This is a genomic window from Sphingomonas sp. 4RDLI-65 (assembly GCF_049472435.1).
GTDB lineage: Bacteria > Pseudomonadota > Alphaproteobacteria > Sphingomonadales > Sphingomonadaceae > Sphingomonas.
On the sequence record NZ_JBCEBT010000008.1, the window covers coordinates 140,259 to 155,945 of the forward strand.

Here is a 15,687-nt window from a genome sequence, read left to right on the forward strand (position 1 = left end):
GCCACCCTTTTGAAGGGGTCCCCCTAGCGGCGGCGGCAGGGCGGCGTAAACCGAAAAATGACAATTATTTCATGTTGGGGATGGAGCGCTGTCGCATCTTCACCCCGCCCGTCACCCCAGCTTTTGCTGGGGTGACGGGTTGGTGGGAGCGGAGGGGTTTACAGCCCGAAGCGTAGCGTCGCGCGGAAGTCGCGGCCAGCCAAGGGCGCGAAGTCCTTCAGGAAGCTGGTCGCGCGGCGGGCATTCACGTCGAACAGGTTGTTCGCGCTCAGCAGCAGCGTCGTCTTCGAATCCTTGCCGAACGGGCTGAGGCCGATCGAGGCGTTGACCATCGTGTAGTCGTTGGTCTTCGTCTCGAATGCGGCGATGTGGTTCTGGTCGAACACGTGCTCGACCTCGACGCGGCCGTTGATCCGGTCGCCCTGCGCCTCGAGTCCCCCAAGCACGCGCATCGGCGGAATACGCGGGACGGGACCCTGGTCGACGATGTTGGCATGGACGTAATCGCCCAGCGCATCGGCGTTGATCACATAGCCGCCGATCCGTGCGAGCCGCACCGAGGCGTTGGCCTCGAACCCGTAATAGCGCGCGTCTGCTTGCTGATACTGGAAGCAAGGCAGGTCGACCACGCGACCAGACGGATCGGCCGCCGCCTGGCACACCGACGCCGCGACCTGGTTCTCCGAGATGTAGTTCGAGAACCAGTTGTAATAGGCCGACGCGTCGAAGCTGAAGCCGTCGCCATGCGCGTGCAGCGTGCCTTCGAGGCCCCAGGACTTCTCGAGTCTGAAGTCCGGATTGCCCAGTTCATACGCCTGCGTGCCGGCATGCGCGCCGTTCGCGAATAGCTCCTCGGCCGACGGCGCGCGCTCGGTGCGCGAGCCGTTCAGGCCGACGCGGACGCTGTCTGTCAGCGCGTAGGACGCACCGAGCGAGCCCGACACCGAATGATAGCTCTGGCTGCCGCGGAAGAAGCGCAGATCGTCCTCGGGAGTCCGCGCGGCGAGATCGGTGATCTCATACCGCACGCCGCCCTCGGCGTGGAACTTGCCGGACTCATACTGCTGGAGCGTGAAGAGGCCGGTCTGGTTGGTCTCGTTCTTCGGCAGGAAAGCCTCGTCGCCGACCACGTTGAAGATCCGGTTGTAGAACTGCACGCCCGACGCGCCCTGCCAGCCGCCACGGTTCGCCTGCACGACTTCGAGGCGCCCTTCGAGGCCCTTGTTGTAGAAGGCGGTGCCGACCGAATTGTCCGGCTCCAGCTCGAAATGGCGATAGCTCGCCTGCCCGACGCGAACGCGGATCTTGCTGATGACGTCGCCGCCGGTGTCGATCTCCCCGCGGAGGTCGACGCGGTTCTGGACGATGTCGAGCCGCGGCGCCTCCTGCTCCTGGCCGGCTTCGGTCGCATAGCGGATCGGCACGCCGTACAGGCTGTCGTAATGGCTGTACGATATACCGAGGCTGCCGGTGTCGGTGATGATCGATGCGCCCGCGCCCGCGGTCCAGGTTTCGGCCTGCGTGTTGGGCAGCTTGCCCTTGAGCGCGGCGGAGGCGGCATAGTCGATCGGATCGGTATCGGCGGGGTCGACCGGCAGTGCCGCGGTCGCGAGCGCCTTGGCGCGTTGCTCGCGCGACAGGATGTAGCCGCCGGTGCGCAGGTCGCCCGAATTCAGGTACGAGCCATCGGCGTGAAGCACGAGATGCGGGCCGACCGCGACATCGCCAGCCATGCCGCCCGACCGCTCGTTGGCGGCCGAGCCGTAATTGGCGATGCCGTTCACGCGGTAGCCGTTCTCGGGCACCGACCGCGGGATACGCGTATCGATGACGTTGACGACACCCCCGACTGCCGACGTGCCGTACAGCAGCGCGCTCGGTCCGCGGAGGATCTCGATGCGCTCGGCGAGCAGCGGGTCGATGATGACGGCATGATCGACCGAGGTGTTCGAGACGTCGATCGAGCCAATGCCGTCGGTCAGCACGCGGATACGGTCACCTTGGAAGCCGCGCAGGATCGGCCGCGAGGCGCTCGGCCCGAACGAACTGGCCGACACGCCGGGCTGGCGCGCGAGCGTCTCGCCGAGCGACGGACGCAGCTGGCGCGTGAGTTCCTGGCCGGTGAGCACGGTGGTGCCCTGCAGCACGTCGCGCTCGCTGGTCTGGATCGGTGCGGTGATGATGATGTCGCCTGCGCGTGCGGTGGTGGCTGGGGCGGTGGCTGGGGCAGGGGCGGCGGCTGGCGTAGCGGGATCTTGATCGGTCTGCGCGTACGCGGGCGCGCCCAGGATCACGGCCAGCGCGCTGGCGCCGAACAACATCGTCTTCATCGAATTTCCCTTGTGTCGTCCCTGTCGACGTTGCGGGTATAATTGATGTTACATCATATCAAGTGACGTTGGCGTCATGTTTGCTGATGCGTGGCACGCTGTTGCCGCAAGGCAACACGAACGTAATCCGCGAGACCCAAACCCGCCCGCCATACTGACGACGCGGGGATGACAGAGGGAGGATTATGAAGGGGGGAAGGGTTGCCGGCGTGGGGCAAGGCGTTTGCCTCCGACTCACCCCGCCACGATCAGATCCTTGATCCGCCCGGCGAGCGCCTCCATCGCGAACGGCTTGGTCATCACATGCATGCCCGGATCGAGATGACCGTTGCCGACCACCGCATTTTCCGCATAGCCGGTGATGAACAGGATCTTCAGGTCGGGGCGTCCGATCCGCGCGGCGTCCGCCATCTGTCGTCCGTTCATCCCGCCGGGCAGGCCGACATCGGTGACGAGCAGGTCGATCCGCATGTTCGATTGCAGCAGCTTCAGCCCCGACGCCCCGTCGGCGGCCTCGACCGCGGCATAGCCGAGCTCCTCCAGCACCTCCATCACCAGCATGCGCACGGTCGGCTCGTCGTCGACCACCAGCACGGTCTCGCCGGCCTGCGCGCGTGGCGCATCGGTCAGTTCCGCGTCGCTCGTCACCTCCTCGGCCGGCCCGAAATGCCGCGGCAGGTACACGCAGACGTTGGTGCCTTCGCCGACCTCGGAATAGATCCGTACCTGACCGCCGGATTGCCGCGCGAACCCGTAGATCATCGACAGGCCGAGCCCGGTACCAAGGCCGAGCGGCTTGGTCGTGAAGAACGGGTCGAACGCCTTGGCGATCACCTCGGGCGTCATTCCCGTGCCGGTATCTGACACGCACAGCGAGACATATTGGCCGGCTTCGAGATCGCGGTCGCGCGCGGTGCGCGTGTCGATCCAGCGGTTGGCGGTCTCGATCGTCAGCCGCCCGCCATCGGGCATCGCGTCGCGCGCGTTGATGCACAGGTTGAGCAACGCGTTCTCGAGCTGGTTGGGGTCGACCAGAGTCGCCCACAGCCCGACCGATTCGACGACCTCCACCTCGACTTCCGGGCCGACCGTACGCCGCACGAGATCTTCCATGCCCGACACGAGGCGATTGGTGTCGGTCGGTTTCGGATCGAGCGTCTGCCGCCGCGAGAATGCGAGCAGCCGATGCGTCAACGCCGCCGCGCGCTTGGCGGCGCCTTGCGCGGCCAGCGAATAGCGCTCGACGTCGTTCAACCGCCCCTGTGCGATACGAATGCCGAGCAGTTCCAAACTGCCGGTAATGCCGGTCAGCAAATTGTTGAAATCATGCGCGATCCCGCCGGTGAGCTGGCCGACCGCTTCCATCTTCTGGCTCTGGCGCAAAGCTTCCTCGGTCGCCATCAGTTCGCGCGTGCGCTCGGCGACCTGTTCCTCCAGCGTCTCGTTCCACTGGGCCAGTTGCGCGGTCTGGCGACGGCTTTCGTCGATATCGGTGTTGGTGCCGACCCAGCGCAGGATCGTGCCATCGTCAGCGCGCACTGGCGCGGCACGCACCAGGAACCAGCGATGGTCGCCATGCCGATCGCGCACCCGGAATTCGATGGAATAGGGCTCGCCGGTCGTCAGCGAATGGCTCCAGCGTTCGGCCGCCATCGCCACGTCGTCGGGATGGAGCAGGCGACCCCAGGTTTCGGTTCCGTCCAGGCCGCCCGGCGCCAGGCCGTTATACGCGTAGACCTGCTGGTTGAACCAGTAGAGATAACCGTCGGGACGTGCCGCCCAGATCTGGTTCGGCACGGCTTCGGCGAACACCCGGAACTGTTCTTCACTGGCACGGCGTGCGGTCTCGGCATGCAGTCGTTCGGTGGCGGCGCGGACCCGCTCGGCGACTTCGCGCATCAGGAGCAGGTCGTCGTCGCTCCAGACGCGCGGCGCGGCATGGTTGGCATAGATGAGCGCGACGAAATCGTCCTTCTCGACCAACGGCATGTTGACGAACGATGCCGCACTGATCGCCTTGAGCACATCGGCGGTATCACGCGTGCGCGGGTCTAGATCGACATCGGCGATCGCGACGGTGCGGCCGGCCTTCAGGTCCTCGATGTACGATCCGTGTTCGCGGAACTGCAGCGTGCCGGCGATCGTCGTGATGCCCGGCGCGTTCCAGTCGCGTTCGACCGTGATCGTCTCCCGCATCTTGTCGATCACGCCGTAGCCGATCCGGCTGACCTGCAACGTAGCGCCGAGAATCCGCGAGGCGGCATAGGCGATCTCGTCCGGATCGGTCAGGTCGCGGATCGTGTCGCCGAGTTCGAGCAGTGCGGCCTGGCGCAGATCGGCCTGCTTGCGCTCGGTGATGTCGAAGCTGACACCGGGGAAGCGCAACGGCGTGCCATCGGCCGCAAGCCGGCAATGGCCTTGCGCCGCGACCCACCGGATCGCGCCGCCGGGCTGGACAAGCCGGTATTCCGCGGAGAAATCGCCGCCGCGTTCCATGGCGTCGGCGATCGCGTCGCGCGTCGCGGGCAAGTCGTCGGGATGTATCGCGCCGAAGAACCGTTCGAGCGGTGCCCCCTTGCGACCGATCTCGGGAGGCACGCCGTACAGGCGCGAGAACCGCTCGTCCGCCTTGATGCGGTCGTTGGGGATATCCCAGTCCCAGGTGCCGATACCGTTGCCGGCGGCGAGCGCCTGGCTCAGTCGCTCTTCGCTTTCCTGGGTGACGCGCGCGATGTGCCGCTGGTCGGTGATGTCGGTGAACAGGATCGCGACGGTCCGCGCGGCGGCATCGCCGATCCGGAACGCGTGAACTTCGAAAGAACGCACCATCGGGTCCGAAGCATGTTCGAACCGAACCGGCTCGCCGGTCGACGCGACGCGCCCATAGGTTTCGAACCAGAATTGCTCGAGATCGGGAACGAGATCGCGCGCGGTGCGACCGATCACGTCGACCAGGCCGGTCTGTATCTCGAACTGCGGGTTGGTCTCGACGAACCGATAATCGACCGGGCGGCCGATATCGCCCGCTTCGCCGTGATCGAACAGCACTTCGACGATGCAGAAGCCGGCGTCGATCGCGTTGGTCAGCGCCCGATACCGCTCGTCGGTGGAAATCGCGGAGTCTGCGGGTATGGACGGCGGGAGCGTCGGTCGCTGCATCATGTCTCGAACGTCTGAGGGCGCGACCACGTACGATATTGGCCGGCGAGCAAACGCACGGAACGGAAAGATGATCCCGGTGAACCGGACGACAATGTCCTCGCCTGGAAGCAAAGGGGGGTCCGCTAGGGGCAGGTCCTCCTAGACGATCACGCAAAGCCCGCTCGTGCGATCGGACCCGCGCGCCACCTAGCCTGGCCTCGATCGAACCCGGTAACCGCCTGCGCTAGTTCCGCGCCAACGCCGCTGGCAGCACACGCGCCAGGCGGGCCGCCCAAGCCTCGCATCCTTCGCTGTTCCCCAGCAGGTCCTGGCGGATTTCGATCTCCGCATAAGGGCGCTGCGCGGGATAGGCGTGATGCGGAATGGTGTAGTCGATCAGGTCCATCCGGTATGGCTCGTTATCCCCCACCGTCAGGTCCGGCTCCGTCCGCAGCACGTCCAGCATGGCCTGCGCGAACCGCGTATTCCCCCCGTCGTGGAGGATGCCGATCTGCCATGGGCGATCTTGCTCCCGGAGGGGGCCCTTCATCGCCGGTGTGAAGCTGTGCAGCGCGACCATCACCGTCGTCATGCCCGCCGCATCGCGTCGCGCGAGTTCGGCCGCGATCGCCGCGTGATACGGCGCGTGGATCTCCGCAAACCGCGCCGCGCGCTCCGTTTCGGAGAGCGCGGCGTTACCCGGCACGACCGTGGCGTCGCTGATCGCGGCGATCACGTCCGGCTGGCTGGCGCTTCGGTTGCAGTCGATCACCAGCCGCGAATAGGTCTGGCGCACGAACACCGCATCCAGCCGCTCCGCCAGCAGCATGCCGAGTTCGCCCACGCCGATATCCCAGCCGATGTGGCGCGACAGGTCTGCCTCGCTCAGTCCCAGCGATCCGAGCCGCGCGGGTACCGCTTTCCCCGCATGATCGCCGATCAGCAGGAACGATGACGCGCCTTTGGGGTTGACCACTGTGACCGGTGCGGCATCTTCGGTCCCAAGCAGCGATTGGCTGGTACTAGTCTTCATGCGACACGGATCCTCGATGCCATCTCTAACGCTCTCTCACGTCACGAAATACTCCTACCGCCAGCCGGTGGCGTTTGGCGAGCATCGGATCATGGTCCGCCCGCGCGAAAGCTACGACCAGCACCTTATCGACGCCAGGCTGACGATCACGCCGGAACCGTCGGACGTGCGCTGGTTGCAGGACGTGTTCGGCAATTCGGTCGCGATCGCCACCTTCGACAAGCGTGCGAAGGAACTGGTCGTCGACAGCCGCGTCCGCCTGAACCACAGCCCGGCCGAGCTGCAGGGCGTCGACATCGAACGCTACGCGCGGCTCTACCCCTTCACCTATTCGTCGGAAGAGATGCCCGACCTGCTCCGCTCGATCGAGCGGCAGCACCATGATCCGCTGCGCGAGATCGACACCTGGGCACGGCGCTTCGTCCGCACCGACGGCCCAACCGATACGCTGGCGATGCTGTCGGAGATGACCGCCGCGATCAAGCGCGAGTTTACCTATGTCCCACGCCCCGAAAAGGGCACGCAGTCGCCGATCGAGACGCTCGCCCGCCGCAAGGGCACGTGTCGCGATTACGCGATGCTGATGATCGAGGCGGTCCGTGCGCTCGGGTTCGCGGCGCGCTTCATCTCCGGCTATGTCTACAACCCGAGCAGCCGCGAACAGCGCACCGGCGGCGGCAACACGCATGCCTGGGTGCGCGTCTACATCCCCGGCTCGGGCTGGGTCGAGTTCGATCCGACCAACGGCATCGTCGGCAATCGCGGCCTGATCCGCGTCGCGGTCGCGCGCGACATCTACCAGGCGGTCCCGGTGTCGGGAACCTGGAGCGGCTTCCCGGGCAGCTTCCTCGATATGAGCGTTTCGGTCGACATCAGCGTCGACGATGATGCGGCCACCAGTCAACAAACCTCGCTAATGGCTTGAATAGGGGTACTTCCATGCTGATCCGCGCAGGCTATGATATTCGTTTCGAGACCGACGTCGCCACCCCGATGTTGACGATGCTCAGCATCCATCCGTCACGCAACAAGGACCTGGTCACCCCGCACCGGATCGTCGACGATCCGGACGTGCCGCGCTACGACTATCTCGATGCGTTCGGGAACGTCTGCACGCGGATCACCGTGCCGAAAGGCGGGTTGACGCTGTCGTGCGACTTCACGATCGAGGATAGCGGGTTGCCCGATTCCGTCACCCCCGACGCGGTCCAGCATGCGGTCGAGGACCTGCCCGACGATATCCTGATCTTCCTGCTCGGCAGCCGCTATTGCGAGACCGACCGGTTGACCGAGACGGCGTGGTCGCTGTTCGGCCATGTCCCCGCCGGCTGGCAGCGCGTCCAGGCGATCGTCGACTTCGTCCACAAGCACGTCGAATTCGGGTATCAGCACGCCCGCCCGACCAAGACCGCGTGGGACGTCTATCAGGAACGCCAGGGCGTGTGCCGCGATTTCGCGCACCTTGCCGTCACCTTGTGTCGCTGCATGAACATCCCCGCGCGCTACTGCACCGGCTATCTCGGCGACATCGGCATCCCCCCGGTCGACGCACCGATGGATTTCTCCGCGTGGTTCGACGTATATCTGGGCGGCACGTGGCACACGCTCGACGCACGCCACAACCGTCCGCGGATCGGCCGGATCCTGATGGCACGGGGCAGGGACGCGACCGATACCGCGCTGACCACCACGTTCGGCCCCGCCCGGCTGGTCGGATTCGACGTCCATACCGACGAGGTCGTCGCCACGCCTTGAACCCGTACCGTCAAGTTAGGCCTTGTCGCGACCGCCGCGTTGGGCCTAACGGCTCCGATCCCCCCAACTTATGCTGCGATGCACAATATGACCTCGACCCCAGACGCCCCGGCCCCTGAAACCCAGGCGAACGCGAACGCCCTCCTGCTGCAGGCGATCGCGCTGCGCAAATGCATCACCGCCACCTATAACCGGATGGTCTGCACGCTGGCGCCGCATATCCTGTACACCAAGCATGACGACGTGTTCGTCGACGCGGTGACGCTGGAACGCGATGGCCAGCCGCCCAAGGAAATCAAGCTCGGCACGTTCAAGCTTGCCGGGCTGAAGGATATCGAGGTCACCGATCGCTCGTTCGTGCCCGACGCGATCTTCAACCCGGGCGATATCAAGTACGACCGCGTCACGCTGTTCGTCGTCGACCGCACCTGAATCCGCAGTGATCCTCCCCCGCCAAGGGGAGGATCATAAATCGTCCCTCAAGCGGCGGGCGGCAACCACGCCGTCTCGATCTCGCCGTATCGATCGGTGAATCCGGTCGCGGCGACCAGCGCGGCTTCGTCGACGATCCGTACCCGCCGCCCGTTGCGCTCGATCACGCCCGACTTTTCCAGCGCGCGGATCGTCCGGTTGACGTGCACCTTGGTCAGCCCCAGCGCATCGCCGATGTCGGTCTGCGTCAGCGGCAGGTCGAACGAGTCGACGATCCCCCCTGCCGTCACCCGCAGCCGCGCCATGATATCGAGCAGCAGCGTCGACAGCCGTTCGCTCGCGCCCATCCGCCCGATCGTCGTCAGCCGGTCGCTCATCGCGACGTTCTCGGCGGCGGCGATCGCATAGAGCAGCCCGGCGATCCGCGGTTGCGCACGAAACAGCAGCCCGAGTTCGGTCTTGGGCAATTCGATCACCCAGCAATCCGAGATCGCGGTCAGCGTCGCCGCCGCCTGCGACCATGCCATGCTCGACGTGCCGATCAGGTCGCCGGCATAATGGAAGCGTAGGATTTGCCGCCCGCCGGTGACGAGCTTGGTCGACGAATGCAGCCAACCCTGGCGCACCACGTACAGCGCGTTGCTCTCGCCGCCCTCCGCCATCAGGATGTCGCCGGCCTTCAACCGGCGCTCGCCCCTTTCGGCGTGCGTGATGGCGTTGCGCTCGCCCTCGGTGAGATCGAGATGCCGCCCAAGCCGGGCGATCAAACCGCTCAATTGCATCGTATTGTGTCCCTGTCCCCTTGACCATCCCGCGTTCGCACGAAGATCGCGGTGCGGGAAGGGGGAAGCCCCTTTTCACCGGTAGTTTCGCCTATGACAAGCGGGTCGATCCAACGCCGATCGTCGTTGGCGATACGATGCCGTGTGACGCGGTCGTGCGCAGATAGCGATCTGATCACACAACGCGCCGTCGTTCAGTCCGCCTTGCCCAGCGCCGTCTCGACCACTGGCGCGACACGAGCGGCGATCCTGTCGACGCCGGTGCGGTTGGGGTGGACGTGGTCCGCCTGCATCAACTTCGTGTTGCCGATCACGCTATCGAGGATGAACGGATACAGCGCGACGTCATAGCGCTTGGCAAGATCGGGCCATATCGCGTTGAACTGCGACGTGAAATCCGGTCCCAGATTGGGCGGCGCCATCATTCCCGTCAGCATCACCGGGATAGTGCGCCGTTTGGCCTCGTCGAGCATCGCGGTCATGTTCGCGCGAGTCTCGGCGGGCGAAATCTGCCGCAGCACGTCGTTGCCGCCCAGACCGATCAGCACGAGATCCGGTTTGCGCGGCATGTTGTCGAGCGCGAATGCGAACCGCTGCCGCCCCGCCGCGCTCGTATCGCCCGAGACGCCCGCGTTCACGACCTTGGCGTTGATCCCGTCGCGCCGCAGCCGCGATTGCACCGCGTCGGGCAGGCTCTGTCCACGGTCGAGGCCATAGCCCGCATACAGACTGTCGCCGAATGCAAGGATCAGCCGCTCGGGTCCGCTCGGCGCGGGGACCTCTGCGACCGACTCCGTGACCGACGCAACCGCGTTCGCAGTAGGAGCCGGGGCAGGGGCCTCCGCGCCGCGATCGCACCCCGCCAAAGCCGCCGCTTGGAGAAGAGCCAGTCCGACCCCATAAAGAGGCCAACGCCGCGTCTGTTTCTCCAAACCCGTCTGTTTCTCCAAAATAGTGATCTCCATGTCCGAACCTGCTTCCGCCGATATGGTGATCTCGGCGCGCGATGTCACGCTGACGCTCGGTGCGTCCACCGCCGCCACGACGATCCTCAAGGGCGTCGACCTCGATATCCTCCGCGGCACCAGCGTCGCGCTGCTCGGGCCGTCGGGCTCGGGCAAGTCGTCGCTGATGGCGGTGCTGTCGGGCCTCGAACGCGCGACGGGCGGTCAGGTGCAGGTTGCCGGGCTCGATTTCGGCAAATTGGATGAAGACGCCCTGGCGCGCGCGCGCCGCGGACGGATCGGCATCGTCCTTCAGGCCTTCCACCTGCTGCCGACGATGACCGCGCTGGAAAACGTCGCGGTGCCGATGGAACTGGCGGGCATGCCCGATGCGTTCGAGCGCGCCGAGGCCGAACTCGCGGCGGTCGGCCTCTCGCACCGCATCGGCCATTATCCGACCCAGCTTTCGGGCGGCGAACAGCAGCGCGTCGCGATCGCTCGCGCGCTCGGGCCGCGTCCCGATCTCGTGTTCGGCGACGAACCGACCGGCAATCTCGATGCGGCCACCGGCGCGTCGATCATGGACCTGCTGTTCGATCGCCGCGCCGCCACGGGTGCGACGTTGATCATCATCACGCACGATCCGGTGCTGGCGGCGCGCTGTGACCGGATCGTCGAACTGGGCGACGGCCGGATCGTCGCGGACCGCTTGCGGTGAGCGAATGGCGTCTGGCGTGGCGGCTCGCCCGTCGTGAACTCGATCTGCGGTTTCGCGGCCTGCGGCTGTTGCTCGCCTGCCTGTTCCTCGGCGTCGGCGCGCTCGCCGCGATCGGCAGCCTGACCCAGTCGATCGACGGCGAACTCGCCTCACGGGGGAGTGCGATCCTCGGCGGTGACGTCGAGTTCGGCGCCTCGCAGCGATCCGCGACGCCGGACGAGCGCACCGCGATGGCGCGCCTCGGCACGGTATCGGAAACGGTGCGCATGCAGGCGATGGCGGTGCGCGGCACCAACAGCGTACCGATCGAGCTGAAAGGGGTGGATGCGGTCTATCCCTTGTACGGCACGCTCGCCTTGAAGGGCGGCGCGGCGGCGAAGGTGGCTGGAGCCGACAAGATCTGGATCGTCCCGGCGCTGGCGCAACGGCTCGGCATCGGCGCAGGGGGGACATTGAAGCTCGGTATCGCCGAGTTCACCGTCGCCGGCGTGATCGCGAACGAACCCGACCGCCTGGGCGAGGGCTTCACGCTCGGTCCGGTCGCGATCGTCTCGCTCGCCGGGATCGAACGCACCGGGCTCGTCCAGCCGGGCAGCCTGTACGAAAGCAAATACCGCGTCCGCCTCCCCTCCAGCGCATCGCCGACCACTGCGGTTGATCGCTTCAAGACAGCCTTCCCCGCCGGCGGTTGGGAAACTAAGACGCGCGATCGTGCCGCGCCCGGTGCCGAGCGCTTCGTCGAGCGCATGGGCCAGTTCCTCCTGCTCGTCGGCCTCTCGGCGCTCGTGATCGCAGGGATCGGCGTCGGCAACGGCGTCTCGTCCTACCTCGCCGCGCGCCGCAGCAGCATCGCCGCGCTCAAAGTGCTTGGCGCCACCTCCGGCCTGATCGCACGCGTGTATATTCTCGAAGTCGCGGTCGTCGCGGCGATGGGCATCGTCGCGGGGCTGGTCGCGGGGGCCCTGACGGTGCCGCTGATCGTCTGGCTCGCGGGCGACGTCCTGCCGGTCGCGCCGCAGTTCGCGCTCCAGCCCGCACCGCTCGTGCTGGCCGCCGCATACGGCATGCTGATCGCGCTCGCCTTCACCGCACCGCCGCTGATCGAGGCGGGCAGCATCCCCGCAGCCGGCCTGTTACGCGGTACGTTCGGTAATCGCGCGATACCACTGCGCCGGACGCTGCCGTGGGTGATCGGTGCCGGCGCAGCGATCGTCGCGTTGGCCCTGTCGACCGCCGACCAGCCCGGCCTCAGCGCAGGCTTCCTCGCCGCGGTGGCAGGCGTGCTGCTGGTGCTGGCTGGGTTCGGCTGGGCCGTCCGTCGCATCGCCGCGTCACTCCCACGATCGCGCCAGCCATTGCTAAGGCTCGCGATCGCCGGCCTGCACCGGCCCGGCGCCCGGACCGGTACGCTGGTCGTCGCGCTCGGGCTGGGTCTCACGCTGTTCGTCCTGCTTGCGGGGATCCGCACCAGCATCGACGCCAACATCGCGCTCACCGTGCCGAAGCGCGCGCCCGCTTTGTTCGCACTCGACGTACCGCCCGACCGCGAGGCCGAGTTCCGTCGGACGATCGAGCGCGTCGCGATCCACCCCGTCGTCCGTACCGTCCCGGCGATGCGCGGCACGATCACCGGCTATGGCACGACCCGGGTGGCCGATCTGAAGACGTTGCCCGAAGGCGCCTGGGCGTTGCGCGGCGAGCGTGGGCTGACCTATTCGGCGACCTTGCCCGAGGGGAGCGAACTCACTGCCGGACGCTGGTGGCCGCGCGAGTATGCGGGCCCACCGCTCGTGTCGCTCGACGAACGGCTGGCGAAAGTGCTCGATCTCAAGATCGGCGATCCGCTGACCTACAGCCTGCTCGGCGTCGAGCGAACTGCGCGGATTGCGTCGTTCCGGCGGATCAGCTGGGATACGCTGGGGTTCAACTTCGTGATGGTCTTCTCGCCCAACGCGATCGAGGACGCGCCGCACAACCTCGCCGCGACGATCGATCTTGCGCCGGGGCAGGAGGCCCTCGTCATGCGCGCGCTGCTTCCCCGCTTCCCTTCGGTTTCGGTTATCGAGGTCCGCGGCGTGCTCGGCCAGGTCCGCGATATCGTCGCGCAGATGGCGACCGCGATCACCGCGGCGGCCTCAGTTGCGATCCTGGCGGGCATAGCCGTGCTGATCGGAGCGATCGCCGCAGCACGCGAGGCAAGGACGTATGACGGCGTGATCCTGCGCACCATGGGCGCGACACGGCGGCAGGTGCTTGCGGTCCAGGCGCTCGAATACGCGTTCCTGAGCATCGTCCTGTCGTTGCTCGCGTTGCTGCTCGGCCTTGGCGGCGCGTGGTACGTCGTGACGCAGGTCTTCAGCTTCGAATGGCGTCCCGATTACGCGACGGTCTTTGCGACGTTGATCGGGGGGGCAGGGCTGACGATGGCGATCGGGCTGATCGGCGCGTGGCCGATCCTCAGCGCCCGTCCCGCGCAGGCGTTGCGGCAGCTTTGATCCACGCGCGATCGGACACATTGTCTCGCACGCGGCGTTAGGCGGCCGAGGGGAACGATCCTCGCGTGATATCAAGGACCAAGACGCTGCCCGATACCCAGCAAGTCGCCCATACGGCCACCAGCCCCTGGTCGATGTCGAAGCGTGAATGGTGGAAGGTCCTGAAGCGGACCTGGGCGGAGGCGAACGACGACAATATCGGGCTGATCGCTGCCGGCACCGCATTCTACGGGTTCGCCGCGATCGTTCCCCTGCTCGCCTCGGTGGTGCTGATCTACGGGCTGGTCGCCGATACGGCGACCGTCGTCGCCAATATCCGTGCGCTCTTCCATGTGCTGCCCGATGATGCCGCGCGGGTGATCGGCGACCAGCTGACGACCGTGGTCGGCACGTCTGAGGGCAAGAAGGGTTTCGGCCTCGCGATCGCACTGGGGATCGCGCTGTATGGCGGAACGAAGGGGGCATCCTCGATCGTCACCGCGTTGAACATCGCCTACGAAGAGAAGGAAACGCGCGGTATCATCACGTTGAACCTCCTCGCCTTCGCCATCACGGCTGGCGCGGTGATGCTGGCATTGGTCGCAGCCCTTTCGACCGCGGCGTTCGCGCTTCTCGACAGCCTGATACCCGGTGCTCCAGAGGTGCTGCTGCTGGCGATCCGTCTCGTCAGTTACGGCGTGCTCGCCTCGCTGGGCGTTACCGCAGCTGCCTGCCTGTATCGGTTCGGCCCCAATCGGCACCGGGCGAAGTGGGCGTGGCTGACACCGGGATCGCTCGCTGCGACATTGGTCTGGCTCGCCGCGACGATCGGGTTCGGCGTCTACGTCTCGCGCTTTGGCAATTATGGCGCGACCTATGGCTCGCTGAGCGCGGTCATCGTGTTGCTGACATGGCTGTGGCTTTCGGCGTACGTCTTCCTGCTTGGCGCCGAGCTCAATTCCGAACTCGAACACCAGACCGAGCGTGACACGACGACCGGCGCCGAGCAGCCGATGGGAACTCGGGGTGCGACCGTTGCGGACACCGTCGCCACCGTGGGTTCGCCCCTATCGCACCGAGCGACGCCGATCCCGACCCCGATGTCAACGTCATTGCCGGCAAGGCCGCGCGCATTTGGGGCGCTGACGGTAGTGTACGCGGCCGGCCTGCATGGCGGTCTACCTGCTTCTTTACTCGTGCTCGGCGGGTTGCGGTCGTTGCGACGGGGGGCATCGACCGCCGGTATCGTCATGCTAGGCATCGGCGCGGCGCTGGCGTGGCGGAACGCGCCGAAGTCCGGTGACGGAACGGTGGACGCCTGATGCCCCGAACCCAAAGGACGAAGCTGTTCTTCGATGGCGGGTGCCGGCCCAACCCCGGTGCGATCGAGTGCGCGGCGGTACTGAGGGGCGTAACCTATTACCGGCACGACCTCGGGGACGGCACGAACAGCGAAGCCGAATGGCTTGCGGCGATCCATGCCCTGGAGATCGCTATCCGGAACGGCGAACGCGATGTCGTCCTGCTCGGAGATTCGACGCTTGTCGTCACCCAGGCGAACGGCACGGCCCGGTGTCGTACCCCGGAACTGGAAGCGCACCGCGTCCAGTTCGAGAGCTTGGCCGGCAACCTCGACACGGTTCGAATCCGTCATATCGGCAGGGCACAGAACCTCGCCGGCATCGCGCTGGCTCGACTGCACCCTCGCTGAGCCGCCCGCTTGAGTGCCACACAGGGCGCATACGGGGGCTAAGCCTCCAAAATCGAAAAAGTGACCCGAAACTGTAAAATAGTGTTTGACGGTGTGGGTGGGGGGGGGCTAGAGGGGTGTCACCGCAGCGAACGGCCAAACGGTCTGGTTGGTGCGGTCGCAAAAAACCAGATGCTCCAAGCTTCTCGAAAGGGAGGTTATGCGAGTGTCGGTCGTTCTCATATGTCCTTCACATATTCCATATGTAATCGACGGTTGTTACGGTTTTCGGACTGTGGCGATCGTCTGAATGATATTGTGCAGAGCGGCTCCTTGAGATGAGCTGGTTGATCGTGGAATTCCACTGCGATTGGCTGGTGACATAAAC

Annotated in this window: 12 protein-coding genes; 7 read left to right on the plus strand and 5 right to left on the minus strand. The window is 66.1% G+C overall.

Going from position 1 to position 15,687, the window contains the following annotated elements; genetic code table 11:
- Positions 1–158: 158 nt before the first annotated feature.
- From VH567_RS15360 to VH567_RS15370, 3 genes are all read right to left on the minus strand, one after another.
- Positions 159–2,330, minus strand: coding sequence for a TonB-dependent receptor (locus tag VH567_RS15360; RefSeq protein WP_423327117.1), 2,172 nt, complete (start codon positions 2,328–2,330; stop codon positions 159–161).
- Between the two features lie 234 nt (positions 2,331–2,564).
- Positions 2,565–5,492, minus strand: coding sequence for a PAS domain-containing protein (locus VH567_RS15365; RefSeq protein WP_423327118.1), 2,928 nt, complete (start codon positions 5,490–5,492; stop codon positions 2,565–2,567).
- A 223-nt stretch (positions 5,493–5,715) separates the two neighbouring features.
- Positions 5,716–6,504: an N-formylglutamate amidohydrolase gene (locus VH567_RS15370; protein WP_423327119.1), complete on the minus strand. Its 789-nt coding sequence runs from the start codon at positions 6,502–6,504 to the stop codon at positions 5,716–5,718.
- Between the two features lie 16 nt (positions 6,505–6,520).
- On the opposite strand from VH567_RS15370, the gene VH567_RS15375 reads away from it, so the two are divergent.
- The 3 genes from VH567_RS15375 (at position 6,521) to VH567_RS15385 (ending at position 8,691) form a co-directional block, all read left to right on the plus strand.
- Positions 6,521–7,429: a transglutaminase family protein gene (locus VH567_RS15375; protein WP_423327120.1), complete on the plus strand. Its 909-nt coding sequence runs from the start codon at positions 6,521–6,523 to the stop codon at positions 7,427–7,429.
- Positions 7,430–7,443: 14 nt separating this feature from the next.
- The gene (locus VH567_RS15380) at positions 7,444–8,259 is read left to right on the plus strand and encodes a transglutaminase-like domain-containing protein (RefSeq protein ID WP_423327121.1); all 816 of its coding nucleotides are present in this window, start codon (positions 7,444–7,446) and stop codon (positions 8,257–8,259) included.
- An 87-nt stretch (positions 8,260–8,346) separates the two neighbouring features.
- Positions 8,347–8,691: a hypothetical protein gene (locus VH567_RS15385; protein ID WP_423327130.1), complete on the plus strand. Its 345-nt coding sequence runs from the start codon at positions 8,347–8,349 to the stop codon at positions 8,689–8,691.
- Between the two features lie 47 nt (positions 8,692–8,738).
- On the opposite strand, the gene VH567_RS15390 is transcribed toward VH567_RS15385, so the two are convergent.
- Positions 8,739–9,467, minus strand: coding sequence for a Crp/Fnr family transcriptional regulator (locus tag VH567_RS15390; protein WP_423327122.1), 729 nt, complete (start codon positions 9,465–9,467; stop codon positions 8,739–8,741).
- Between the two features lie 200 nt (positions 9,468–9,667).
- Positions 9,668–10,438 carry an arylesterase gene (locus tag VH567_RS15395; protein WP_423327123.1) on the minus strand — a complete coding sequence of 257 codons (771 nt, stop codon included), beginning with the start codon at positions 10,436–10,438 and terminating at the stop codon, positions 9,668–9,670.
- On the opposite strand from VH567_RS15395, the gene VH567_RS15400 reads away from it, so the two are divergent.
- The 4 genes from VH567_RS15400 to VH567_RS15415 all read left to right on the plus strand — a co-directional run bounded on the left by VH567_RS15400 (position 10,437) and on the right by VH567_RS15415 (position 15,320).
- A complete protein-coding gene (locus VH567_RS15400; protein ID WP_423327124.1) occupies positions 10,437–11,135 on the plus strand; it encodes an ABC transporter ATP-binding protein in 699 nt (232 codons plus the stop codon). The genes VH567_RS15395 and VH567_RS15400 overlap by 2 nt on opposite strands.
- The gene (locus VH567_RS15405; protein ID WP_423327125.1) at positions 11,132–13,630 is read left to right on the plus strand and encodes an ABC transporter permease; all 2,499 of its coding nucleotides are present in this window, start codon (positions 11,132–11,134) and stop codon (positions 13,628–13,630) included. The genes VH567_RS15400 and VH567_RS15405 overlap by 4 nt, the downstream gene beginning before the upstream one ends.
- A 65-nt stretch (positions 13,631–13,695) precedes the next feature.
- Complete coding sequence (locus VH567_RS15410) at positions 13,696–14,931, plus strand: YihY/virulence factor BrkB family protein (RefSeq protein WP_423327126.1); 1,236 nt, start codon at positions 13,696–13,698, stop codon at positions 14,929–14,931.
- Positions 14,931–15,320, plus strand: a complete 390-nt coding sequence (locus VH567_RS15415) for a reverse transcriptase-like protein (RefSeq protein ID WP_423327127.1) — start codon at positions 14,931–14,933, stop codon at positions 15,318–15,320. Before VH567_RS15410 ends, VH567_RS15415 begins: the two co-directional genes overlap by 1 nt.
- Positions 15,321–15,687: the final 367 nt, after the last annotated feature.